Source organism: Leifsonia sp. LS1 (genome assembly GCF_020521355.1).
Taxonomy (GTDB): domain Bacteria; phylum Actinomycetota; class Actinomycetes; order Actinomycetales; family Microbacteriaceae; genus Leifsonia.
This window is the reverse complement of record NZ_BPER01000010.1, coordinates 19214-42763: the sequence shown is the minus strand read 5'-3', so window position 1 is coordinate 42763 and position 23550 is coordinate 19214. Positions and strand designations below refer to the sequence as shown.

The 23550-nt window shown below is 70.3% G+C and carries 19 protein-coding genes and 1 tRNA gene; 13 read left to right on the top strand and 7 right to left on the bottom strand.

Going from position 1 to position 23550, the window contains the following annotated elements; all coding sequences use genetic code 11:
- Positions 1 to 6 precede the first annotated feature (6 nt).
- On the top strand, positions 7 to 993 hold the full coding sequence (locus tag LLS1_RS16565) for a LacI family DNA-binding transcriptional regulator (protein ID WP_226657280.1): 987 nt from the start codon (positions 7 to 9) through the stop codon (positions 991 to 993).
- 110 nt (positions 994 to 1103) lie between these two features.
- Here LLS1_RS16565 and LLS1_RS16560 read toward each other — a convergent pair whose 3' ends face one another.
- Positions 1104 to 2408 (bottom strand): DUF4032 domain-containing protein, encoded by a 1305-nt coding sequence (locus tag LLS1_RS16560; protein ID WP_226657278.1) that lies wholly within the window; start codon positions 2406 to 2408, stop codon positions 1104 to 1106.
- Positions 2409 to 2514: 106 nt separating this feature from the next.
- A complete protein-coding gene (locus LLS1_RS16555) occupies positions 2515 to 3609 on the bottom strand; it encodes an ABC transporter ATP-binding protein (protein WP_223357714.1) in 1095 nt (364 codons plus the stop codon).
- 301 nt (positions 3610 to 3910) lie between these two features.
- Between LLS1_RS16555 and LLS1_RS16550 the strand changes: the two genes are divergently transcribed.
- The 4 genes from LLS1_RS16550 (at position 3911) to LLS1_RS16535 (ending at position 7241) form a co-directional block, all read left to right on the top strand.
- Complete coding sequence (locus LLS1_RS16550; RefSeq protein WP_226657276.1) at positions 3911 to 4816, top strand: thioredoxin domain-containing protein; 906 nt, start codon at positions 3911 to 3913, stop codon at positions 4814 to 4816.
- A 60-nt stretch (positions 4817 to 4876) separates the two neighbouring features.
- Positions 4877 to 4949 (top strand) — tRNA-Thr (locus LLS1_RS16545).
- 145 nt (positions 4950 to 5094) lie between these two features.
- Positions 5095 to 6996: an FAD-binding monooxygenase gene (locus tag LLS1_RS16540; protein WP_226657358.1), complete on the top strand. Its 1902-nt coding sequence runs from the start codon at positions 5095 to 5097 to the stop codon at positions 6994 to 6996.
- A gap of 71 nt (positions 6997 to 7067) precedes the next feature.
- Entirely contained in the window at positions 7068 to 7241 is a 174-nt protein-coding gene (locus LLS1_RS16535) for a hypothetical protein (protein WP_226657274.1), read from the top strand.
- A 99-nt stretch (positions 7242 to 7340) separates the two neighbouring features.
- Here the strand turns inward: LLS1_RS16535 and LLS1_RS16530 are convergent, their stop codons facing one another.
- Complete coding sequence (locus LLS1_RS16530; RefSeq protein ID WP_223357711.1) at positions 7341 to 8006, bottom strand: GntR family transcriptional regulator; 666 nt, start codon at positions 8004 to 8006, stop codon at positions 7341 to 7343.
- Positions 8007 to 8136: 130 nt separating this feature from the next.
- On the opposite strand from LLS1_RS16530, the gene LLS1_RS16525 reads away from it, so the two are divergent.
- Positions 8137 to 9540, top strand: a complete 1404-nt coding sequence (locus LLS1_RS16525) for an MFS transporter (RefSeq protein WP_226657273.1) — start codon at positions 8137 to 8139, stop codon at positions 9538 to 9540.
- On the opposite strand, the gene LLS1_RS16520 is transcribed toward LLS1_RS16525, so the two are convergent.
- Positions 9537 to 11195 (bottom strand): thiamine pyrophosphate-binding protein, encoded by a 1659-nt coding sequence (locus LLS1_RS16520; RefSeq protein ID WP_226657271.1) that lies wholly within the window; start codon positions 11193 to 11195, stop codon positions 9537 to 9539. The genes LLS1_RS16525 and LLS1_RS16520 overlap by 4 nt on opposite strands.
- Before the next feature lie 323 nt (positions 11196 to 11518).
- On the bottom strand, positions 11519 to 12574 hold the full coding sequence (locus tag LLS1_RS16515) for a LacI family DNA-binding transcriptional regulator (protein WP_226657269.1): 1056 nt from the start codon (positions 12572 to 12574) through the stop codon (positions 11519 to 11521).
- 146 nt (positions 12575 to 12720) lie between these two features.
- On the opposite strand from LLS1_RS16515, the gene LLS1_RS16510 reads away from it, so the two are divergent.
- The 4 genes from LLS1_RS16510 to LLS1_RS16495 all read left to right on the top strand — a co-directional run bounded on the left by LLS1_RS16510 (position 12721) and on the right by LLS1_RS16495 (position 17829).
- The gene (locus LLS1_RS16510) at positions 12721 to 13653 is read left to right on the top strand and encodes a carbohydrate ABC transporter permease (RefSeq protein WP_223357707.1); all 933 of its coding nucleotides are present in this window, start codon (positions 12721 to 12723) and stop codon (positions 13651 to 13653) included.
- Entirely contained in the window at positions 13653 to 14576 is a 924-nt protein-coding gene (locus LLS1_RS16505; protein ID WP_223357706.1) for a carbohydrate ABC transporter permease, read from the top strand. The genes LLS1_RS16510 and LLS1_RS16505 overlap by 1 nt, the downstream gene beginning before the upstream one ends.
- Before the next feature lie 54 nt (positions 14577 to 14630).
- Positions 14631 to 15983 carry a sugar ABC transporter substrate-binding protein gene (locus LLS1_RS16500; protein ID WP_226657267.1) on the top strand — a complete coding sequence of 451 codons (1353 nt, stop codon included), beginning with the start codon at positions 14631 to 14633 and terminating at the stop codon, positions 15981 to 15983.
- 73 nt (positions 15984 to 16056) lie between these two features.
- Positions 16057 to 17829 carry a beta-galactosidase family protein gene (locus LLS1_RS16495; protein ID WP_226657265.1) on the top strand — a complete coding sequence of 591 codons (1773 nt, stop codon included), beginning with the start codon at positions 16057 to 16059 and terminating at the stop codon, positions 17827 to 17829.
- A 12-nt stretch (positions 17830 to 17841) separates the two neighbouring features.
- Here LLS1_RS16495 and LLS1_RS16490 read toward each other — a convergent pair whose 3' ends face one another.
- Positions 17842 to 18213, bottom strand: coding sequence for a PLD nuclease N-terminal domain-containing protein (locus LLS1_RS16490; RefSeq protein ID WP_226657263.1), 372 nt, complete (start codon positions 18211 to 18213; stop codon positions 17842 to 17844).
- Positions 18214 to 18459: 246 nt separating this feature from the next.
- Between LLS1_RS16490 and LLS1_RS16485 the strand changes: the two genes are divergently transcribed.
- Positions 18460 to 19362 carry a DUF4190 domain-containing protein gene (locus LLS1_RS16485; RefSeq protein WP_226657262.1) on the top strand — a complete coding sequence of 301 codons (903 nt, stop codon included), beginning with the start codon at positions 18460 to 18462 and terminating at the stop codon, positions 19360 to 19362.
- A gap of 68 nt (positions 19363 to 19430) precedes the next feature.
- Here the strand turns inward: LLS1_RS16485 and LLS1_RS16480 are convergent, their stop codons facing one another.
- A complete protein-coding gene (locus LLS1_RS16480) occupies positions 19431 to 20930 on the bottom strand; it encodes a CitMHS family transporter (protein WP_374758286.1) in 1500 nt (499 codons plus the stop codon).
- 151 nt (positions 20931 to 21081) lie between these two features.
- On the opposite strand from LLS1_RS16480, the gene LLS1_RS16475 reads away from it, so the two are divergent.
- Together LLS1_RS16475 and LLS1_RS16470 are read left to right on the top strand one after the other, a co-directional pair.
- Positions 21082 to 22749 (top strand): sensor histidine kinase, encoded by a 1668-nt coding sequence (locus LLS1_RS16475; protein ID WP_226657258.1) that lies wholly within the window; start codon positions 21082 to 21084, stop codon positions 22747 to 22749.
- Entirely contained in the window at positions 22746 to 23405 is a 660-nt protein-coding gene (locus LLS1_RS16470) for a response regulator (RefSeq protein WP_223357697.1), read from the top strand. Before LLS1_RS16475 ends, LLS1_RS16470 begins: the two co-directional genes overlap by 4 nt.
- Positions 23406 to 23550 lie beyond the last annotated feature (145 nt).

Below are 23550 nucleotides of genomic sequence, written 5' to 3'. Positions count from 1 at the left end.
CGTTCGATGGCGAGCACGACGCTGGCCGACATCGCCGAGCGCGCCGGCATCTCAGCAGCCGCCGTCTCGCTCGCTCTGAACGGCAAGAAGGGCGTCTCGGAGGAGACCAGGGCGCGCGTCCTCGCCATCGCGAAGGAGTCCGGCTACCGCATCAACCGGCTGGGCCGCGCGCTGCGGCAGTCGCGTGCCGGAGCCGTCGGCCTCTACCTGCCGGAGTCGGCCGTGCACTTCGGCTACTACACGGAGACGACCCTCGGCCTGACCGAGCGTCTGCACGAGGCCGACCTGTCCCTCCTCATCGTCCCGAGCACCCCGACGAGCCCCCGCATCGAGTCCTTCCCTCCCGTGGACGGCTTCATCCTGGTCGAACCGCACTCCGACGACGAGGGCGCCGCGATGATCCTCGGGCAGGAACTCCCCGTCGTCACGGGGGACGCGCCCCCTCCGGGCTTCCCCGACCCGTGGGGCATCGTCGAGTCGCCCAACACCCGCACGACCCGCGACGTGCTCGATCGGTTCGTCGCCCACGGCGCGGCCCGGCCTGGCCTGCTGCTGGTCGAGCAGGTCTCCGCCTGGGCGCAGGAGCTCGAGGGCGCCTATCGCGCGTGGTGCGCCGAGCGCCGCCTGGAGCCGCGGGTGCTGCTGACCACCATCCACGAGGAGAACGCGATCCTGGCGCGTCGCCTCGCCGAGTGGACCGGCCCGGAGGGCGTCGACGCCGTCCTGGTCGGCGCCGACGGGGTGGCGGTGCGCGTCGCCGGTCTCCTGCGCACACTCGGGCTGCGCCCGGGAGCCGACATCAAGCTGGTCTCGGGCGTGGACAGCCTGATCATGGAGTTCCACACCCCGCCCATCACTTCGGTCGACCTCCAGCCGCGCGCCTTCGGCCGAGCGTGCGGCGAACTGCTGCTCGAGCTGATGGACGACGACCGCCCGGCCGAGACCGTCCGGCGCGGACTCGACGCCGTGTTGCGGGTGCGCGAGTCGGGATGAGGGGCCCGGACCGCGGGTAGCGGAGGCGATCGGCGCTCGCCGAGCGGCACAAGCGGCGGAACGGAGGACGCGGGCGACGTTTCGTGACGAATCTCCTCCGTCACCGAGCCTCAGACCTTCGAGCGCCAGTCGTCCGCATCGTCGTCGTCATCCTCCAGGCCGGCGGCGCGACGGATGGTCGGGATGCTCATCGTGTCGGTCGCCGGGGCGATCACCGTGGCCTCGTCCCGGCGATGGCGGAGCACGTCGTTGATGTACGAGGTGAGGGCCTCGGCGAGCGGCACGTCGCGCCCCTCGTGCTGCGACATGAACCAGCGGTGCTCCAGCAACTGGTGGAACACCTCCGCCGGCTCGAGCTTGCCCTTGAGGTCGGCCGGGATGGCGCGGATCACGGGCTCGAACACACGCATGAGCCACTCGTGGGCCATGGCTTCCTCGTCCAGCCCCTCCTTGCCGAGTGTCGCGGCATAGGAGTCGAGGTCGTTGAGCAGGCGGCGCGCCTGGTTCTCGCCGGTGTCGAGACCGGTGAGCCGCAACAGACGCCGCTGGTGGTGCCCGGCGTCGACGACCTTCGGCTGGATGCGGACGGTCGTGCCCTCGTCGGAGGTCTTGATCGCCAGCTCCTCGATGTCGAAGCCCAGCTCGTTGAGGCGCTCGACGCGCTGGCTGATGCGCCAGCGCTCGGACGACGAGAAGGACTCGCTGCCCGTCAGCTCCTTCCAGAGCGAACGGTACGCGGCGACGATGCCGTTGGAGACCTTGATCGGGTCGAGGTCCTCGTCGATCCGGCCGCCGGCCTCGAGGTCCATCAGCTCGCCGGCGATGTTCACGCGCGCGATCTCCAGGTCGTTCTCGCGCTGGCCGTTGGAGAGCCCGTCGTAGAGCTGCCCCGTCTCGGCATCCACCAGGTAGGCGGCGAATGCGCCGGCATCGCGGCGGAAGAGCGTGTTGGAGAGCGAGACATCGCCCCAGAAGAAGCCGACGATGTGCAGCCGGACCAAGAGCACCGCGAGCGCGTCGACCAGACGGGTCGCCGTGTCGGGCCGCAGAGTCTGCGAGAACAGCGCGCGGTAGGGGAGCGAGAACTTGAGGTGGCGGGTGACCAGGGCGGCGTTCAGCTCGTTGCCGTCGTCGTCCGTGCGGTTCTTGATGACGGCGACCGGGTCGACGCAGGGCACGTCGAGGCGCTGCAGCGTGCGCAGCATGTCGTATTCGCGCTGTGCCATCTCGGCCGTCGTCTCCTTGATGGCGATGACGTACCCGGAGAGGTTCGCGAATCGGACCAGGTGCCGGCTGATGCCTTTCGGCAGGAGCGCGATGTGCTCGGCGGACCACTGGTCGAGCGGGACGTTCCAGGGGAGGTCGAGCAGCGCGGGGTCGACGGTCGCCGCGGTGATGTTGACGGAGCCGGCCATGAGGATGCCTTCCGGGTTCGGTGCTGACGGGGAAAGCACTCTGCCGCAGCCCGGGAACCGGACTGCGGCAGAGTGTGATTCCTTCTGAGGAGCCTAGTGCGCGACCTCAGTCGACGACGGCGCCGCCGAGGCGCTCGCCCGACTCAGCGTGGAACGCGTGCACGTGACCCGGCTTCGGGGTGATGTACACGGTGTCGCCGGCGTTCGGGTGAACGCGGCCGTCGACGCGACCGACGATGTCGGTGCGCTTGCCGTCGACCTCCGAGTGGCCGTACAGGTAGCCGTCGGCGCCGAGCTCCTCGACGAGGTCGACCGTCACCTTGAGGCCGCTGCCCTCGGTGGACGACACGACGACGTCCTCCGGGCGGACGCCGATGGTGACGGCGGAGCCGGCTGCCGCGAGGATGTCGCGCTCGACCGGGACGATCGCGTTGCCGAACTTGATGCCGCCGTCGGTCACGTCGGCCGAGAACAGGTTCATGGCCGGGCTGCCGATGAAGCCGGCGACGAAGACGTTCTTCGGCTGCGCGTACAGGTCGCGCGGGGTGCCGACCTGCTGCAGGACGCCGTCCTTGAGGACCGCGATACGGTCGCCCATGGTGAGGGCCTCGGTCTGGTCGTGGGTGACGTAGACGGTCGTGACGCCCAGGCGGCGGGTCAGCGACGCGATCTGCGTGCGGGTCTGGACGCGGAGCTTGGCGTCGAGGTTCGACAGCGGCTCGTCCATGAGGAACACCTGGGGGGAGCGGACGATCGCGCGGCCCATGGCGACGCGCTGACGCTGACCACCCGAGAGCGCCTTCGGCTTGCGGCCGAGGTACGGCTCCAGGTCGAGCAGCTTGGCGGCCTCGAGGACCCGGCTGGCGCGCTCCTCCTTGCCGACACCGGCGATCTTGAGCGCGAAGCCCATGTTCTCGGCGACCGTCATGTGCGGGTAGAGCGCATAGTTCTGGAACACCATCGCGATGTCGCGGTCCTTCGGCGGGACGTCGGTGACGTTGCGCTCGCCGATGAAGATGTTGCCGTCGTTGACCTCTTCCAGACCCGCGAGCATGCGGAGGGAGGTCGACTTGCCGCAACCCGAGGGGCCGACGAGGACGAGGAACTCGCCGTCCGCGATGTCGAGGTCGAGCGCGTCCACGGCGGGACGGTTGGAACCCGGGTAGAGCCGGGTCGCCTTGTCATAGGTGACAGTCGCCATTTTCTCTTCTTCTCCTTCACCGGCAGGTACGTGCCGGACGATCCGTTGTGATGGATGAACGTGGCGTCGACGTCCGTAGGGCATCAGCGCCGCAATCACCCATAATATGGCATCGGCGAGGGTGTCGACGACCGCTCCCGGTTCGAGGCGCCGCCGTCGTGCTCCGCGCGTCCAGCGACCGTCTGGTCTATTCCCAGACTGGGTGAATACGATCGACCGGTTGCGTGCGTTCCCCGGTGCGCGACGCCGCCGCTGCGTCCCCCTGCGCAGCCCCGATCGACCCCGAGAGTGTGATTCCCCCATGACCGACCCCGACGAGAACGGCGACGTCCGTGCAGTCGCGCGGGAGAAAGCCCGCCAGCTCCGCACATCTCAGCAGCGCAAAGACCGCCGCAACCGCGCGCTGATCGGCGGTGGGATCGCGGTCGGCGTTCTGGCCGTCATCGCCATCGTCGCCGTCGTCATCGTCGGCGCCATCCGCCCGACGGTCCCCGGCCCGAAGAACATGGCCAGCGACGGCGTCGTGATCGGCGCAGGCCTGAAGGTCGCCACGACTCCGGCCCTCGCGGCCGACTCGAAGCCCATCGCGACCACGCCGGACCCCAATGCCGCCGCCGTCGACATCCGTATCTACGCCGACTATCTCTGCGACCTCTGCGGAGACTTCCAGCGCACCAACCTCGAGCAGCTCGAGCCGCTCGTGAAGGACGGTGCGGTGATCGTCGAGATGCACCCGGTCGCCATCTACACCAGCCACTCTGCCGGGACGAAGTACTCGCTCCGGGCCGCGAACGCCGCCGCCTGCGTGGCCAACTATTCGCCGGCGGCATACTGGAAGTTCAACGCGTCGCTGTTCGAGAAGCAGCCCAAGGAGGGCAGCCCCGGTCTCAGCGACCAGGAGCTCAAGAAGCGCGTCGCCGCGGCGGGCGCCACGAGCATCTCGAGCATCGACTCCTGCATCGACGACGGCCGGTTCAAGTCCTGGGTCACGTCGGCGAGCGACCGTGCCCTCAGCGGACCGCTGCCCGACTCCGATGTCAAGAAGATGACGAACGCGCTCCTCGTCCTCGTCAACGGCAAGCCGTACACCGGCTCCCTCACCGACGCGGACGACTTCAAGGCGTTCATCCTGCAGGCCCAGGGCGACGAGTACTCCTCGACCGCCACGCCGACGCCGACGCCGACGACGACACCGGCCGCGGGCTGATCCTCTCGGAACGGTTCCACCCCATCCCGTAGGATGGTGGGCGACGGGCCAGCCGTCGTCGCCGGCTTAGCTCAGTTGGTAGAGCACTCGCCTTGTAAGCGAGCGGTCGCGGGTTCGAGTCCCGCAGCCGGCTCCGTTCGTCTCCTCCTCCCTCCCCGCCTCCTCGGGTTCGTGCGGCGCTCTTGTCGCGCTGCTGTCGCATGCCTATGATCGGTGTGCGATATCAGAACCCGCTGTTCGATAATCGAACAAGCCCCACAGCGAAGTGAGGAATGCCCGTGCAGTTCCACCACCACGGCTACGTGTCCGGAGATCCCCGTGTGCAGCCCGTCGCAGGCACCGGCATCGATCGTCCCGACGAGCTGCCCGACGAAGTCGACGTGCTCATCGTCGGGTCCGGACCCGCCGGCATGATCGCCGCGGCGCAGCTGTCGCAGTTCCCGAGCGTCACGACGCGCATCGTCGAACGGCGGCCGGGACGGCTGGCGATCGGTCAGGCCGACGGCATCCAGGCACGCAGCGTGGAGACCTTCGACGCCTTCGGCTTCGCGGAGCGCATCATCGGCGAGGCGTACCGGATCACCGAGATGGCGTTCTGGAAGCCGGACCCGGAGGACCCCTCGCGCATCCACCGCGCCGCCCGTGCCGTCGACGACCCGACGGGCATCAGCGAATGGCCGCACCTGATCGTCAACCAGGCGCGCGTGCTCGACTACTTCGCCGAGTTCATGGCCGACGCCCCCACGCGCATGCGCCCCGACTACGGCTACGAGTTCGTGGGGCTGACGGTGGCCGAGGAAGGCGAGCATCCCGTGACCGTGCGCCTCGTGCACACGGCGGGCGAGCAGGCGGGTGCGGAGCGGATCGTGCGGGCCAAATACGTCCTGGGTGCGGACGGTGCGCGGAGCAGGGTGCGCGAGTCCATCGGCTGCACGCTCGCGGGCGACCAGGCGAACCACGCCTGGGGCGTCATGGATGTGCTCGCGGTCACCGATTTCCCGGACATCCGCACGAAGTGCTCCATCCAGTCGGAGGCCGGCAATATCCTCCTGATCCCGCGCGAGGGCGGCCATTTGTTCCGGATGTACGTGGATCTGGGGGAGGTGCAGGAGGGGGACGACGGTGCCGTGCGGGCGACGACGATCGACCAGATCATCGCGCGCGCGAACGAGATCCTCCACCCGTACGTGCTCGACGTGAAGAACGTCGCGTGGCACAGCGTCTACGAGGTCGGCCACCGCCTCACCGACCGGTTCGACGACGTGCTTCCCGCGCAGCGCGGCTCGCGCGTCCCCCGGGTGTTCATCGCCGGGGACGCCTGCCACACCCACAGCGCGAAGGCGGGCCAGGGGATGAACGTCTCGATGCAGGACGGCTTCAACCTCGGCTGGAAGCTCGGGCACGTCCTCGACGGCCGCAGTCCGGAGAGTCTGCTCGCGACCTACTCGGCCGAGCGGCAGGTGATCGCCCAGAACCTCATCGACTTCGACCGCGAATGGTCGTCCCTCATGGCGGCGAAGCCCGAGGAGCTCGGCGACCCCACCGAGCTCGAGGACTTCTACGTGCGCACCGCCGAGTTCCCGGCCGGGTTCATGACGCAGTACCCGCCGAGCCTTCTCATCGGGGAGGCCACCCACCAGGAGCTGGCCTCCGGATTCCCGCTGGGCAAGCGGTTCAAGTCGCCCATCGCGACGCGCGTCTGCGACGGAAACCCGGTCCACCTCGGGCACCACGCGAAGGCGGACGGGCGCTGGCGCATCTACGTGTTCGCGGACGCGGCCCGTGCGGGGGAGCCGTCGCCCGTCGCCGACCTCGCCGCCTGGCTCGAGGGCGACCCCGCCTCACCGGTCGTCGTCTCGACGCCCGATGGCGCCGATCGGGACGCCCATTTCGACGTGAAGGTCGTCTATCAGCAGCCGCACACCGAGGTCGATCTGAATGCCGTGCCCGCGATGTTCCGGCCGCGCGTGGGGCCGTTCGGCCTGATCGACCAGGAGAAGGTGTACGCGGCCGACCCCGCCGCCGACGTGTTCGAGGAGCGCGGGATCGACCGAGGCGGCGCGATCGTCGTCGTGCGCCCGGATCAGTACGTGGCACACGTGCTGCCCCTGACGGGCGTCGACGAGCTCGCCGCATTCTTCGCGCCGATCCTGGCGGTCCGGCAGTCGGCGGCCGTCTGACTGCCCCTCGATTCTGAAACGTACCGTTATCCCCGTATGGTGGACTGAGTCGTCCACCCGGGGGAGGGTCCGTGAGTCACAGGCGTGCCACCGCCCTGATCGTCGTCATCCTCGTGCTCGTCGGTGTGGCGCTCGTCGCGTTCGGAACATGGGCGGTGATGAACGGCGAGACCGGTGCCGGTCATGGCGCCGGTCTCGACGCCGGCCCGAGCGGCATGGGCGTCGCGGCCGCCGGCTGGGACTGATCCGACGCGGGCGTCGAGGCGGCCGAGAATCGGCCGTCTCGACGCTTTCGTGCGTACTTCGGGCCGTCTGGGTGAGGCCCCGCCGGGCGGCGCGGCGCGTCAGCGCGCGGCGTGCTCGTGGGCGAGGTACGCGTCGAGGGTGGTCGCGCGGTGGCGGCGTGCGGCGGATTCGATCTCGTCGACCGGCGCCCCGGCCTCGATGAGCGCGACGATGGTCTCGTGCTCGCGCACCGACTCCTGTGCGCGCCCCGGGACGAAGGCGAACGTCGAGTTGCGGAGGTTGCCCAGTCGTCCCCACTCGGCTTCCACGAGATCGAGAAGCCGGCCGTTCGGGCACGGGGCGTACAGGGTCGCGTGGAACTCGTGGTTGAGGGCGGTGAACGCGCCCGGGTCGAAGTGGTCGAGGCTTGCGACCATGCGGTCGTTGATGTCGCGGGCACGACGCAGGTCGCCGGAGGTCAGCGACCGGGAGGCGAGGGCGGTCGCCACGCCCTCGAGGACGGCGAGCGTCTGCATGCTGAAGGCGTATTGCGACTCGTCGACCATCGCGACGCGCGCGCCGACGTTGCGCTCGAAGGTGACGAGGCCCTCCGCCTCCAGCTGGCGCAGTGCTTCGCGCACCGGGACCACGCTCATGTCGAGCTCCGCCGCGATCGCGCCGAGGACGAGCCGGTAGCCGGGCGTGTACTCGCGCCGCGCGATCCTCGCCTTGACCCAGTCGTAGGCGGCGCGGGACTTGCTCTGCGTTCGTTCGTCGGTCGCCATCGAAAGGCGATCATATCCGGCTCAGGCGAGGGGTCGAAATATCCGAAATCGTATCATATACTATCCGCATCCCTCCCGAGCCCCCGCTGCTCGGCACTGACGACGACGTCGATCGAAGGAGTAACCCCGAATGAGCACACAGCCGTCCTCGAACCAGCCGGCCCCGCCCCCGTCCGCCGCGTTCACGCCGACCGGGAGCTTCGCGGCCAGAACGGACCGGCGGAGGGTGGTGTTCGCGACTGTCGTGGGCACGACCGTCGAGTGGTACGACTTCTTCATCTACGCGTCGGCGGCGGCCCTGGTGTTCGGCCAGCTGTTCTTCGAACCGGCCGGCCCGCAGTTCGCGACCATCCTGTCGTTCCTCACCGTGGGCGTCAGCTTCCTCTTCCGGCCGCTCGGGGCGTTCGTCGCCGGGCACCTGGGCGACAAGTACGGCCGTCGGCTCGTGCTCATGGTCACGCTCATCCTCATGGGTGCGGCGACGGCGCTCGTCGGGCTCCTTCCCACCTACGCGGCCATCGGCATCGCCGCGCCGATCCTGCTCGTGCTGCTGCGCATCGTGCAGGGCATCTCGGCCGGCGGCGAGTGGGGAGGCGCGGTGCTGATGGCCGTGGAGCACGCGCCGACCGCCCGCCGCGGCCTGTTCGGCGCCTCGCCGCAGATCGGAGTGCCGCTCGGGCTGCTCCTGGCGTCGGGCACGATGGCCCTGATGGCGGTGATCGCCCCCGGGGACGCCTTCCTCGTCTGGGGCTGGCGGGTGCCGTTCCTGCTGTCGATCGTGCTCATCCTGATCGGCTACTACGTGCGCCGCCGCGTCGAGGAGAGCCCCGTCTTCCTCGAGATCGCGGAGCGCAAGGAGCGGACTCGCACCCCGATCGTGCAGCTGTTCCGCAAGCACGCGCTCCTCGTCGTGATCGCCGCGCTGATCTTCGCGGGCAACAACGCGGTCGGGTACATGACCACGGGCGGCTACATCCAGAACTACGCCACGAACCCGGACGGCCCGCTGGCGCTCGACCGCGGCCCTGTGCTCTGGGCGGTCGCCGGTTCGGCGGTCACCTGGCTGCTGTCGACCTGGTACGCGGGTCGGCTGAGCGACGCGATCGGCCGCCGCACGACCTACATCGCCGGGTGGATCCTGCAGCTCGTCGGCGTCTTCTCGCTGTTCCCGCTGGTGAACACCGGCAACATCTGGCTGCTGTTCCTCGGCGTCGCCGTGCTGACCGTCGGCCTCGGCTTCACCTACGGGCCGCAGGCGGCGTACTACGCGGAGCTCTTCCCCGCGTCGGTGCGCTTCTCCGGGGTGTCGATCTCGTACGCGATCGGGGCCATCCTCGGCGGAGCATTCGCGCCCACCATCGCCACCGCCCTCGTGCAGGCGACCGGGTCGACGTTCTCGGTGACCCTGTACCTGGCCGGGATGACGGTCATCGGGCTGATCGCGACCCTCCTGCTGCGCGACCGCACCGGCATCCCGCTGGGCCCCGACCACGAGGCAGAGCAGGCGCGCTCCGCGATCTACGGCGCCCGCTAGCCGTTGATGCGGACGATCTCCTCCTGGTAGGGAGCGACCACGGTGGGGGAGACGCGCAGGTCGAGGAGCAGGAAGGGCCGCTCGTCCGCGGGCCGTGCGACCCAGTCGGCGAGGACGGCGAGGTCGTCGAGCGAGCGGACGACCGCCGCCTCGGCGCCGACGGCACGGGCGAGACCGGCGAAGTCGACGGTGGGGATGAGCATGGGAGCCTCCGCGAGGCCTTTGCGGCCATACACGTGCACTTCAGCACCGTAAGCCGCGTCGTTCCACACCACGGCGACGGCGTGCCCGCCTGCGACGCGAACGGCCGACTCCAGATCGGCCAGCGCCATCAGGCCGCCGCCGTCGCCGGTGGTCAGCACGACCGTCGACGCGGGGTGCGCGACCGCCGCGCCGGCCACGCTCGGGAAGCCCAGGCCGATCGACTGGTACGCCGTGCCGACCATCATCATCCGGTCGGGGGAGGCGACCGGCCAGTACATGTTCGCCCAGCCGATGAAGTGGCCGCCGTCGGAGACCACGACACGGTCTTCCGGCAGCAGCTCGCCGATGCGGGCAGCGGCCGCCCGGGGGTCGAGGAGGCCGTCGGGGGCGAGGCCGTCGGCGGATCCGTGCTCGCGCTCGCGGAGCGCGGGCAGGTCGAGGGTCTCCCGCCAGCCCGAGGCGCGGGCGCCGCGGTCGCGGAGCTCGGCGACCAGCGCCTCCGCCACGACGCGCGCGTCGCCGCGGACGTAGACGCCCACGTGCGGGTGGGTGGCGGCTGCCGCGACGTCCACCTGCACGACGTGCGTGCCCGGTGCGAACAGGTCGCCGAACCGCATCGTGAACTGGTTGAGGGAGGCCCCGAAGACGACGGCCGTGTCGGCCTCCCTGATCGCCGCCATGGCGCCCTCCGCGCCGAATCCTCCCGTCACCCCGAGGTCGTATCGCTCGTCGGGGAACACACCGCGGCCGAGCGCGGTGGTCGCCGTGGCAGCGCCGGTCGCCTCGGCCAGGTCGCCCAGGGCGTCGCCGGCCCCGGCGATCCACGCGCCGCGTCCGGCGAGGAGCACCGGGCGCTGCGCCTGCGCGAGTGCGGCCGCCACCGCCGACACCGTCGCCGCCGCGAACGGGCCGGTCGGGCGGAGGGCCGAGGGGAGGACGGGCTGCGGGGCGGGCGGGATGGGCCCGGCCTCGCGGGTGGCGATGTCGTAGGGGATCGCCAGCACGGTCGGCACACGATAGGTGAGGGCGTGTTCGACGGCGATCATCGTCGTGGCCGCCGCGTCCGTCCTGCCCACCGTGTACGTGCGCGCGCCCACGGCGGACGCCAGCGCGATCTGGTCGACGCCCCACGGCCGCGGCCCCGAGGTGGGCTCGTCGCCCACGAGCAGGATGAGGGGGATGCGCGCCTGCACCGCCTCGGCCAGCGCAGTCAACGTGTTCGTGAAACCGGCGCCGTAGGTGGCCGTCGCGGCGGCGAGCCCGCCCGAGGCGCGATGGAAGGCGTCGGCCGCGACCACGGCTCCGCCCTCGTGGCGCATGGCCGTGTACGGGACCACCGCCTGCCTCTCGAGCGCGTCGAGCACGTAGGCGTTGCCGTTGCCCATCACCCCGAAGACGTGCTGGACGTGGCTGGCGAGGGTGGCGGCGACGTGAGCGGAGACGGAGGGCATGGCGGGGCCTTTCGAGACGGACGGATACGAGCTTCCGTATGTGTCTCGCGCGCGCATCCCCGCGCGCGCCTCGTGCCCCTTTTGCGAGCATCGGCGGGTGGCCCGCCGGACGAAGGCAGTATATCCGGCTCAGCTCGCCGGATCGGCGGCGAACCCGTGGCCGAGAGCCTCCGAGGTCGCGACGAAGACCCGGGTCGCCGGGCGACGTCGTCGATCCTCCGGAACTCCGGACTTCCGTGTCGACGCGCCGGAATTTCCTCCGGAACTCCGGAGGTTCGGCCCTGTGCGGGCTTCGTCTCCGGAATTGTCGCGGTCGACCGGTGTCAGGCGGGTGCGGGCCCGGTGCTCGCGCGCACCACGAGACGCGTCGGGACGACGGTCGAGGTGATCGGCTCGGGGCGCCCCTCGATCTCGGCGATGAGCAGCTCGACCGCGCGGCGGCCGGTGGCCTCGAACTCCTGGTGGATGGTCGTGAGGGGCGGCCAGAACGAGTCGGACTCCGCCATGTCGTCGAAGCCCACGACGCTGACGTCCTCGGGAACGCGGCGGCCGGCCTCGTGCAGGGCGCGCAGCACACCGAGCGCCATGCGATCGTTGGCGGCGAAGACGGCGGTGACGTCGGGGCGCTCGGCGATGGCGAGGCCGTGCTCGTATCCGGCCTGGGTGGACCAGTCACCGTGGAGGACGTCCGGGACCGGTGCACCGGCGGCCTCCAGCGTCTCGCGCCACGCGGCCTCGCGGCGGGTGGCGGAGTACGACTCGGCCGGCCCCGAGATGTGCAGCACCGTCTCGTGGCCCAGCGACAGGAGGTGCTCGGTGGCGAGGCGGGCGCCCAGGGCCTGATCGTTGTCGACCTGCGGGTAGTCGGGGCGCTGAGTGGAGTCGATGACCACCACGGAGAGGCCCTCGGGCAGCTCGACGTCGGCGCGGTCGACGATGTGCGCCTCGATGACGATCACGATCCCGTCGACCGCCTGCTCCAGGAGCCGCGACAAGGCGACGCTGACATCCTGCTGCGTCGGGCGCTCGACCGGCACGACCGTGATCGAGTAGCCGGCCGTCGCCGCGTTCACGGCGATGGCGTCGAGGGTGCGCATGTTGCCGTAGGAGGACAGGGTGAACATGACGACGCCGAGGTTGCGGAATCGGCCGGACCGGAGGGCGCGCGCCGCGTGGTTGGGACGGTAGCCGAGGGCATGCATGGAGGCCAGCACCCGCTGGCGGGTGGCGGCCTCCACGTTGGTCAGGCCGTTGGCCACCCGCGACACGGTCTGGGTGGAGACGCCGGCGTGTGCCGCGACGTCGCCGAGGGAGGGCCCCCGCTTGCGACCGGCCCGCGGCGCGGCGACGGGCGCGGGATCGGCGATCGACTCGGTCATAGCTCCTCATTCTGCTGAGTTCTGCGCCCGTCGTGCGGGATCTTCTGAATTCGACTTGCGCGATGTTGACGTCAACATGTTAGGGTATGCCAGCAGATGTTGACGTAAACATCTTCGTGTTGCCCCCGAACCATCCAAGGAAGGCCATGACAACGACGTCCCTCACGCCGCCGGCCAGCCGGCAGGCCGCCACCCCGAGACCCCGCAAGCGCCGCACCCGACGGGATTGGCGCGGCTGGGCCTTCGTCGCCCCGTTCATGGTCGTCTTCATCGCGATGATCGTCGCGCCGGTCGTCTACGCGATCTACCTCAGCCTGTTCCGCCAGCAGCTCATCGGCGGCAACGCCTTCGTGGGCCTCGACAACTACGTCGCCGTGTTCCAGGACCCGAAGTTCTGGGAGTCGTTCGGCCGGGTCGCGCTGTTCCTCCTGGTGCAGGTGCCGATCATGCTGGCGCTCTCGCTGCTCGCGGCGCTCGCGCTCGACAGCGCCCGGCTGCACGGCTCCAGCTTCTTCCGGATCGCCCTCTTCCTCCCCTACGCGGTGCCGGGCGTGGTCGCGGCCCTGATCTGGGGATTCCTCTACGGCGACCAGTTCGGCCTCACCGCCAGCATCAACCACCTTCTGGGCACCCAGTTCGCGCCGCTGACCTCGCAGTGGATCCTCGGATCGATCGGCAACATCGTGACCTGGGAGTTCATGGGCTACAACATGCTGATCTTCTACGCGGCCCTGCGCGTCATCCCGGGTGAGCTCTACGAGGCGGCCGAGATCGACGGCGCGGGGGCCGTCCGCACCGTCTTCAGCATCAAGCTCCCCGCCATCCGCGGCGCCCTCGTGATCGCGACGATCTTCTCGATCATCGGCAGCTTTCAGCTCTTCAACGAGCCGCAGCTGCTGAAGGCGCTCGCACCCAACGCGATCACCAGCTACTTCACGCCCAACATGTACGCCTACAACCTGTCCTTCGCCGGGCAGCAGTTCAACTACGCCGCCACGGTCGCGATCGTGATGGGCGTGGTCACCGCGGTGATCGCCTACGTGGTCCAGCTCCGCGGATCGCGAAAGGAGCAGCGCTGATGGCCGCCGTCACCGACACTCGCAAGGCGCCGTCGCGTGCGGCGGCACGGGCGAACCGCAAAGCGCCCGAATCCGGCCGCCGCATCCGCAAGTCGCCCGTCCTCACCATCGTCATGGTCGTCCTCACGATCTACTCGCTCGTGCCTCTGATCTGGCTCATCGTCAACGCCACGAAGAGCCAGCCCGATCTCTACTCGACGTTCGGTCTGTGGTTCGGCAAAGACTTCAACCTCTTCCAGAACATCGCGGAGACCTTCACCTACCGCAACGGGATCTTCCTGCAGTGGCTCGGCAACACGCTGCTCTACGTCGTCGTCGGAGCGGGCGGGGCGACGCTGCTGGCGACAGTGGCGGGCTACGGCCTGGCGAAGTACAACTTCCCCGGCAAGCGCGCGGTGTTCGCGGTCGTCCTCGGCGCGATCGCCGTCCCGGGCACCGCGCTCGCGGTCCCGACCTTCCTGCTGTTCAGCCAGATGGGGATCACCAACACCCCGTGGGCGGTCATCCTCCCCTCCCTGATCAGCCCGTTCGGGATGTACTTGATCTGGACGTACGCCACGGACGCCGTCCCCGCCGAGCTGCTGGAGGCCGCGCGGATCGACGGCGCGAGCGAGTTCCGCACCTTCTTCACGGTCTCGCTGCGGCTCCTCGCCCCAGGGATCGTCACGGTCGCGCTGTTCGCGATCGTCGCGACCTGGAACAACTTCTTCCTGCCGCTCATCATGCTGAGCGATCCGACCTGGTACCCCCTCACGGTCGGCCTCAGCCAGTGGAGCGCGCAGGCGACCGGGGTCGGCGCGCAACCGATCTTCAACCTCGTGATCACCGGCTCGCTCATCACGATCATCCCGATCGTGGCCGCGTTCCTGGTGCTCCAGCGCTACTGGCAGTCGGGTCTGGCCGCCGGCAGCGTGAAGCAGTGACCCATCACCCGCACCACCTGCACCACACCTCCCAATGAAGTGAAAGGAACACCCATGAATCGCATCCTGCGTTCGCGGACGCTCCGGCGCGTGGCAACAGCCGTCGTCGCCAGCGCCCTCGTCGGCGCCTCCCTCGCTGCGTGCTCGTCCGGCTCCGGCTCCTCGTCCAGCGGCAGCAACTCCTCCGACGTCGAGGCGGCTCTGCAGAAGGGCGGAACGATCACGTACTGGTCGTGGACGCCCTCGGCCGAGGCCCAGGTCGCCGCGTTCGAGAAGGCATACCCGAAGGTGAAGGTGAAGCTCGTCAACGCCGGCACCAACACCACCGAGTACACCAAGCTCCAGAACGCCATCAAGGCCGGTTCTGGTGCGCCGGACGTCGCGCAGGTCGAGTACTACGCGATCCCGCAGTTCGCGCTCTCCGACTCCCTCGTCGATCTCACGCAGTACGGGTTCGACAAGCTCAAGAGCGACTACACGGCCGGCCCCTGGGGATCGGTGAACGTCGGTGGCAAGCTCGTCGGACTGCCGCAGGACTCCGGCCCCATGGCGATGTTCTACAACAAGACCGTCTTCGACAAGTACGGCATCGAGGTGCCGAAGACGTGGGACGAGTACGCCGCCGCAGCGGAGAAGCTGCACGCAGCCGACCCGAACGCCTACATCACCAGCGACTCGGGCGACTCCGGCTTCACCACCTCGATGATCTGGCAGGCGGGCGGTCGTCCGTTCCAGGTCGACGGCACCAAGGTCTCGATCAACCTCCAGGACGAGGGGACCAAGAAGTGGACCGCCACCTGGGACAAGCTGGTCGAGGGCAAGCTGCTCTCCAGCGTGCCCGGCTGGAGCGACGACTGGTTCAAGGCCCTGGGCAACGGCTCGATCGCGACCCTGGTCACCGGCGCGTGGATGCCGGGCGTGCTCGAGTCCTCCGTCAAGGACGGCTCCGGCCAGTGGCGGGTCGCGCCCATCCCGACCTATGACGGAACGCCGGCCAACGCCGAGAACGGCGGCGGCGGCCAGGTCGTGCTGAAGCAGAGCAAGAACCAGGCGCTCGCCGCGGGCTTCCTCAAGTGGCTGAACAACAGCGAGGACAGCATCAAGGTGTTCCTCGAGTCCGGCGGCTTCCCGTCCACCACCAAGGACCTGAACTCGTCCGACTTCCTGGCGCAGGCTCCGGAGTACTTCGGCGGCCAGAAGATCAACGAGGTCCTGGTCGACGGTGCGAAGAACGTCTCCTCGGGTTGGCAGTACCTGCCGTTCCAGGTCTACGCGAACAGCATCTACGGCGACACGGTCGGGCAGGCGTACACCGCGAACTCGAGCCTGAACCCGGCCCTCGAGGCCTGGCAGAAGCAGCTCGTCGAGTACGGCAACCAGCAGGGATTCACCGTCACCGGCGAGTGACGGCCCGCGTGGCCGGTCGCTCGTCGCGGCCGGCCACGCGTCTGCACCACATCTTTCAGGAGAGACCCACAGCATGACCACGTTCGAGATCGTCGGCGACGACTTCGTGCTCGACGGAGAGCCGCACCGCATCCTCTCGGGAGCGATCCACTACTTCCGCGTGCACCCGGACGACTGGGCGGACCGCATCCGCAAGGCCCGGCTCATGGGGCTCAACACCATCGAGACTTATGTCCCGTGGAACGCCCACGAACCCCGTCCGGGCGAGTGGACGACCGAGGGCGGTCTCGACCTCGCGCGCTTCCTCCGCACCATCCAGGAGGAGGGGATGCACGCGATCGTGCGCCCCGGCCCCTACATCTGCGCGGAGTGGGACAACGGCGGCCTCCCCGCCTGGCTCTTCACCGACCCGACGGTCGGCATCCGCCGCTCCGAGCCGACGTTCGTCGCCGCCGTCACCGCGTTCATGGAGCGCGTGCTGGCGATCGTCAAGCCGTTCCAGATCCACGAGGGCGGCCCCGTGCTGCTCGTGCAGGTCGAGAACGAATACGGCGCGTACGGCGACGACAAGGACTACCTGCGCCACCTCGTCGAGGTCTTCCGCACGGCCGGGATCACCGTGCCGCTCACGACCGTCGATCAGCCGCAGCCTGACATGCTCGAGAACGGCTCGCTGCCGGAACTGCTCAAGACCGCCTCGTTCGGCTCGCGCTCGAAGGAGCGCCTCGCCACGTTGCGCGAGCACCAGCCCACCGGCCCGCTGATGTGCTCCGAGTTCTGGGACGGCTGGTTCGACCACTGGGGTGCGCACCACCACACCACGCCGGTCGAGCAGTCCGCCGCCGACCTCGACGACCTGCTCGCGCTCGGCGCCTCCGTCAACATCTACATGTTCCACGGCGGGACGAACTTCGGCTTCACGAACGGCGCGAACGACAAGGGCGTCTACCAGCCCATCATCACGAGCTACGACTACGACGCCCCGCTCGACGAGGCGGGCGAGCCGACGGAGAAGTTCTGGGCGTTCCGCGAAGTGATCGCGAAGCACGCCGCCGTGCCGTCCGAGGAGCCGGTGGTCGCGGCCGCCGCCCCCGCCTTCACGCAGACCTTCGAGTCGTCCGTCCCGCTGTTCGCCGTCGCCGAGCGGCTGGGGGAGTGGGAGCACACCGACGAGGTGCCCACCTTCGACGAGCTCGGCCACTACACCGGCTTCGGGCTCTACCGCACCGAGATCGACACCCAGGAGCCCGCCGTGCTGGAGTTCGGCGAGGTGCGCGACCGTGCGTACGTCTTCGTCGGGACGGCCCGGGTCGGCGTGCTCGCCCGCGACCACCACGACCGCGCGATCACCCTCTCTCCGAGCCGCGGCACCCTGACGGTGCTCGTCGAGGACCAGGGCCGCGTCGACTACGGCCCCCGCATCGGCGAGTCCAAGGGGCTCATCGGACCGGTCCACCTCAACGGCGAGGAGCTGCAGCGGTGGAGCGTGCTCCCGCTGCGCCTGCCCTCCCTCGCCGCCGTGCGCGACGCCCTCGACGCCTCGGTGGCGGCCGGAGACCCCGCGCCCGAGCGGCTGGCCGGGCCGGTGTTCGCCCGCGCCTTCTTCGAGGTCGACGAACCGGGGACGCTGTTCCTCGACACCACCGGATTCGGCAAGGGCGTCGCCTGGGTCAACGGGTTCGCCCTCGGCCGCTACTGGACCCGCGGGCCGCAGGAGACCCTGCACGTACCCGGACCGGTTGTGAAGGCCGGCCGCAACGAACTCGTGATCCTCGAGCTGGAGTCGGCCGCCGACGCGACCGCGGAGTTCGTGGCCGAGCCGCGGCTGGGCCACACCGACTTCTGAGCCGGCCGGTCCTCACACGGCGTCGCCGTCGGGTTCCGCCCGGCGGCGGCGCAGCTCGGCCTCGAGCTCGGCGATGCGGCGCGACCGCTGGTCCTCCGCGATCTCGCGTTCGAGAGCGGCGAGCTGCTCCTCCGTGCTGAGGGGCTGCTCCGACGCAGGCGTCGACCGCGTCGCCTCCCGGACCACGATCGTGCGCGCCCCTGGCGACGCCGGGGCGGCACGACGGCCGAGCAGGAACCAGAGCGCGCTGCCGATCAGCGGGAACAGGATCACGAGGATCGCCCACAGCGGTTTGGGCAGGCGCACGAGCGCCGGGTCCCGCGACAGGATGTCGAACAGCGTCACCGCCATGATGACGAGCACGGCCAGGAACACCAGCAGCATGCCCCGAGTCTAGGGGCGCGCCGTTCTGAGCCGGATCGGCGGGCTCAGTCGGTCACCTGTACGGTTTCTACGACACAAACATCAGGTAGCGCTCACGATTCACCCAGGTTGAGAGCGGTTCGGGCGAGGCTCGCCGCCGAGAGGGTGCCGAGTTCCCGCTCGCCTCGTAGACTCGGAAGGCCGTGCCGGGGGGCCACGTCGCCCGGGCGGTACGTTTCGTCCCCATTCACCAGAAGCGAGACTCCCGTGACGACGACCCCTCCCGGCTCCGACGAGCCCACCTCGAACCCGACCCCGCCTTCCGCCGACGTGCCGCCCGCGTCGCAACTGCCGGGCGACACCGCAGGCTCCCAGACCCAGCCGCAGCAGCCCGCCGGCCCTGCGACTCCGACCCCGGCTCCGGCCGCCGGCGCTCCGGACGCCCCGGCGTACGCCGCGCCTGCGCCGGGCTACGCCGCCGCCCCTCCCGTGCCACCCGCCGCGGGCGGCCCGGTGCCGCCGTACCAGCCGTACCAGGCGCCCGCGCCCTCCTCCGGCACCACCAACGTGCTCGCGATCGTGTCGTTCGTCGGGTCGTTCTTCATCAGCCTGGTCGGCATCATCTGCGGCCACATCGCGCTCGGCCAGATCAAGCGCACGGGCGAGAAGGGTCGCGGCTTCGCCCTTGCGGGCCTCATCATCGGTTACGTGAGCATCGCGCTGACCATCGTCGGCGTGACCATCCTCATCATCGTCTCGGTCATGAGCGGTCTGGCCGTGGCCACCGCCGTGCGCAACCTGCCGACGGCGATCCCGAGCGCGCCGTCCGACGACATCGCCCTCACGGTGGACTGCGCGCGCTTCACGGCGGCGGCGGACAGCCTCCTCCCGGTGGTCAACGAGCAGCTCCCGAACCTCGCGGACGACCCGGAGACCGCGAAGGCGGCGCTGGTGAGCGCGTTCGACGCCTTCACACTCGCGACCTCGAGCCTGAGCGACCCGGACCTGTCGTCGGAGGTCGACGCGTTCAACGCCGACATCGACACGTTCAAGGCCGATCTGGACGCGTACATCGCGACCCCGGCCGACCAGCGCGACTCGACGCAGCTCGAGGACGACGTCAACACGCTCAGCGACCAGTTCGACACGCTGAACTCCTACTGCGGCTGAGCGCAACCGCGCGGCACGGAGCAGGCGGAGGGCCGGGCATCGCGATCGATGCCCGGCCCTCCGTCGTCTCACCCGAAGGGCACGGCTCCCAGCAGCACGCCGACCGCGAGCATGACCAGGGACACCAGGAGCGCGCGCCACAGCACCTTCTTGTGGTGGTCGCCGAGGTTGACGCCCGCGAGGGAGACCAGCAGCAGAATGGCGGGCACGAGCGGGCTCTGCAGGTGGACGGGCTGCCCGATGATCGACGCCCGCGCCATCTCGACCGGGCTGATCCCGTATGTCGCCGCGGTCTCCGACAGGATCGGCAGGATCCCGTAGTAGAACGCGTCGTTCGACATGAAGAACGTCATCGGGATCGACAGCAGGCCGGTGATGACGGCCAGGAAGGGGCCCATCGAGGCGGGCACGATGTCGACGACCCACTGGGCCATCGCGGTGACCATGCCCGTCCCGTTGAGGACGCCGACCAGCACGCCCGCCGCGAGCACCATCGAGACGACCCCGACGATGCTGGGGGCGTGCGCCACGATCTCGTCCGCCTGGGCGCGGAGCTTCGGGAAGTTGACGATCAGCGCGAGGGCGGAGCCGACCATGAAGATGTAGGCCAGCGGCAGCACGTCGATCACCAGCAGCACCATCACGACGAGCGTCAGGGCGAGGTTGACCCAGATCAGGCGCGGTCGCAGTGTGGGGCGTCCCGGGTCGAGCGCGGTGCCCGCGAGCGTCGCCGTCGCCGTGTCGGCCGTCGCGGCGGCGCCGCCTCCTCGGACCGTCACGATGCCCCGGGTGTCCACGGAGCCGCGCGCTCCCGGAGCCGCCTGGGCGCCGCGGATCAGTCGGCCGCCCTGCAGGACGCCGAGTCGACGCCGGGGCTCTCCGCCGCCCTCCGTCGCGAACGGCTCGGAGAGCGCCAGACTGCCGACGCGGTTGCGCTCGCGGACGCCGAGCACCCACACGAGGGCGAAGGCCACGACCAGGCCGACGGCGAGGGACGGGAGCATGGGCACGAAGATGTCGCTGGGCGAGACCTTGAGCGCGGCGGCGGCGCGTGCCGTCGGGCCGCCCCAGGGCACGATGTTCAGCGTGCCGTTGACCAGCCCCGCGACGCAGGTGAGCACCACCGGGCTCATGCCCAGCCGGAGGTAGATCGGGAGCATCGCGGAGGTCGTGATGATGAAGGTCGTCGACCCGTCCCCATCGAGGGAGACGGCTCCCGCGAGGAGGGCCGTGCCCAGGACGACTTTCGCCGGGTCGTCGCCGAGGAAGCGCACGATGAAGCGGATCAGCGGGTCGAACAGCCCGACGTCGATCATGATGCCGAAGAACATGATCGCGAACATGAGCAGGGCGGCCGTCGGCGCGAGGTCCTTGAGCGCGTCGACGATCATGTCGCCGAGACCCAGGCCCGCTCCGGCGAACAGGCCGAAGACGGTGGGGACGATGATGAGGGCGACCATCGGCGTCAGCCGTTTGGTCATGATGAGGGCCATGAAAGCGAGGATCATGGCGAATCCGAGGATGACGAGCACGTCGACTCCTTCGTCGAGTGGGATGGACTTCCCCACACCGTAGGGACGGCCAGAGCCCGCGTCGCGGTATCGCGCATTCCTCGGCGATCTGCGCGATCAGAAGATTCTGCGCATTCTGCGCATTCGCCGGGCGACACCGTCTCCGCCTACGCTGGTCCGGACGACGGAGACGGGAGGGAGGCGCCGCGTGCGGTTCGCCAGCCAGGTCCTCCTCCTGCAGGTCGCCACCGTCTCCGCTGTCGTCGCCGTGTGCGCGGGAGCGTTCACGTGGCTGGGCGTCCTCCAGCTGCGCCAGGAGGCCGAGGCCTCCGCGCTCGCGATCGCCCGCACGGTCGCCGAGGACTCGGATATCCGCGCCGCGGTCGCGAGCTACAGCGAGGACCCGGGCACTCCGGAGGCCGCCGCACTGGTGGGCGGCCCGCTCCAGCCGCTCGCCGAGAATGTGCGGAACCGCACGGGCGCGCTGTTCGTCGTCATCACCGACGACCACGGCATCAGGCTCGCCCACCCGGACCCCGATCGGCTCGGCGAGCCGGTCAGCACGAGCTTCGCCGACGCGATGGCCGGCCGTGAGACGGTGGCGTGGGAGTCCGGCACGCTGGGCGAATCGGCGCGCGCCAAGGTGCCGGTGCGTGCGACGGACGACGGGCTCCCGGTCGGAGAGGTGAGCGTCGGCTTTGCGAGCGCGAGCGTCTTCGGCGGCCTGCCCGGGCTCCTCACGGCCATCGGGGCGGCGTCCGCGGGCGCGCTCGCGATCGGGGCCGGCGCCTCCTGGCTGATCCGGCGCCGGCTGACGCGGGTGACCCTCGGGCTCCAGCCGGAGGAGTTCGCCGCGCTCGTCCAGGATCGCGCCGCGGTGCTCGACGGGGTCGGCGAGGGTGTCCTCGCGGTCACCCCGGAGGGCGTCGTCAGCGTGTGCAACGGACGGGCCGCCGAGCTGCTCGGCGCCGCACCCGCATCGGTCGGCCTGCCGATCGCCGAGACGGGAGTGCATCCCCGGGTCGTCGCGCTGGTGGTCGCGGGCGAGCCGGTGGTCGGCGAGGCCGTCGTCGTCGGCGGCCGCGTGCTCTACGTCGACCTCCGGCGGGTGGAACGCGACGGACGTGACCTCGGCGCCGTCGCGGTCGTCCGGGACCGCACCGACCTCGTCTCCCTCACGGAACGCCTCGACGCCGTGGCGTCGATGACGAACGCGCTCCGCGCCCAGCGGCACGAGTTCGCGAACCGCCTCCACGTCATCGTCGGTCTGATCGATTCCGGTCGCACCGAGGATGCGCGCGCGTTCCTCGACGATGTTGTCGCGCGCGGGCCGTTGAAGTTCCCGGTCGAGCACGCCGACCGCCTCCAGGAGCCGTACCTCCAGGCGCTGCTGGGGGCGAAGGGGGTGGAGGCTGCGGAGCGCGGGGTGCTCCTCTCGCTCGGCCCCGAGACGCTCGTCGTCGGCGCCGTCGCCGAGGCGGAGGACGTCGCGGCCGTGATCGGCAACCTGGTCGACAACGCGGTCAACGCGGCCGTGGACGGCGCGGAGCCGCGCTGGGTGGAGGTGGAACTGCTCGACGACGGGGACACGCTCTTCGCGACCGTCAGCGACTCCGGGCGCGGCGTGGGACGGGTCGCGGAGAGCTCGGCCCGAGACGCCGGCGTCGAGGGCCTCGGCGACGACGCGGTGCACGGTCGTGGGTTCGGCCTTCCATTGAGCCGGGATCTGGCACGCCGCCGCGGGGGCGACGTGTGGCTCGTCGACCCGGGCGGCGACGGGCACGGCGCGGTGTTCTGCGCGCGGCTGCCGGGCACGGTCGTCGCCGACACTCCGACGGCCCGGGCGGCCGCGGCGGAGAGGGGTGGTCCGTTATGAGCACCGACATCCGGGTGCTCGTCGTCGACGACGACTTCCGCGTCGCGGGGCTGCACCGCGACCTCGTGGACGGGCGTCGCGGATTCACGACGCTGGAGCCGGTCGTCTCCGCGCGGGCGGCGCGGACCGCGGTCCGCGACCACGCTCCCGATCTCGTCCTGCTCGACGTCTTCCTGCCCGACGGCGACGGCCTCGATCTGCTGGCCGAGCTCGACGTCGACACCTTCGTCATCAGTGCCGCCGCGGACGGCGCGACCGTGCGCAGAGCGCTCCGACGCGGGGCGCTCGCCTACCTGATCAAGCCTTTCGACGCGCGGATGCTCGAGGAGCGACTCGACGCCTACCAGCGGTACCGCAACATCCTGACCGACGATCGCGGAGCCGACCAGGAGGCGGTCGAGCGGGCGCTGCGGATCCTCCACTCCGGAGACGGGTCCGCGGCCGGTTCGCGGTCTGCGACCGAGCAGCGGGTCCTCGACGAGCTGCGCACGGGGGAGCGGACCGCCGCCGACGTGGCTGCGACGGTCGGGGTCTCCCGTGCCACGGCGCAGCGATACCTCGCGGCGCTCGCGGCTCGGGGGCTGGCCGAGGTCGCCCTGCAGTACGGCGCGACCGGCCGCCCGGAGCACCGCTACCGGGTCACTCCCAGACCATGAACGGGCGCAGCTCCGGCTTGCCGTTGGCCCGGTCGACATTGTGCACCGCTGCGATCGCGGCCGGAAGGACGGGACGGCGTGGACTCCCAGCCGGGCGGGGAGCTGGTTAGTGTAGCCTTGCCTTACTTCCCGTACCGATCCCCCG

Bases quoted from the DNA above. Each gene is read 5' to 3' on its own strand.
- LLS1_RS16565 (WP_226657280.1), top strand. From the start codon at position 7: ATGGCGAGCACGACGCTGGCCGACATCGCCGAGCGCGCCGGCATCTCA.
- LLS1_RS16560 (WP_226657278.1), bottom strand. From the start codon at position 2,408: ATGGCCGGCTCCGTCAACATCACCGCGGCGACCGTCGACCCCGCGCTG.
- LLS1_RS16555 (WP_223357714.1), bottom strand. From the start codon at position 3,609: ATGGCGACTGTCACCTATGACAAGGCGACCCGGCTCTACCCGGGTTCC.
- LLS1_RS16550 (WP_226657276.1), top strand. From the start codon at position 3,911: ATGACCGACCCCGACGAGAACGGCGACGTCCGTGCAGTCGCGCGGGAG.
- LLS1_RS16530 (WP_223357711.1), bottom strand. From the start codon at position 8,006: ATGGCGACCGACGAACGAACGCAGAGCAAGTCCCGCGCCGCCTACGAC.
- LLS1_RS16525 (WP_226657273.1), top strand. From the start codon at position 8,137: ATGAGCACACAGCCGTCCTCGAACCAGCCGGCCCCGCCCCCGTCCGCC.
- LLS1_RS16520 (WP_226657271.1), bottom strand. From the start codon at position 11,195: ATGCCCTCCGTCTCCGCTCACGTCGCCGCCACCCTCGCCAGCCACGTC.
- LLS1_RS16515 (WP_226657269.1), bottom strand. From the start codon at position 12,574: ATGACCGAGTCGATCGCCGATCCCGCGCCCGTCGCCGCGCCGCGGGCC.
- LLS1_RS16510 (WP_223357707.1), top strand. From the start codon at position 12,721: ATGACAACGACGTCCCTCACGCCGCCGGCCAGCCGGCAGGCCGCCACC.
- LLS1_RS16505 (WP_223357706.1), top strand. From the start codon at position 13,653: ATGGCCGCCGTCACCGACACTCGCAAGGCGCCGTCGCGTGCGGCGGCA.
- LLS1_RS16500 (WP_226657267.1), top strand. From the start codon at position 14,631: ATGAATCGCATCCTGCGTTCGCGGACGCTCCGGCGCGTGGCAACAGCC.
- LLS1_RS16495 (WP_226657265.1), top strand. From the start codon at position 16,057: ATGACCACGTTCGAGATCGTCGGCGACGACTTCGTGCTCGACGGAGAG.
- LLS1_RS16490 (WP_226657263.1), bottom strand. From the start codon at position 18,213: ATGCTGCTGGTGTTCCTGGCCGTGCTCGTCATCATGGCGGTGACGCTG.
- LLS1_RS16470 (WP_223357697.1), top strand. From the start codon at position 22,746: ATGAGCACCGACATCCGGGTGCTCGTCGTCGACGACGACTTCCGCGTC.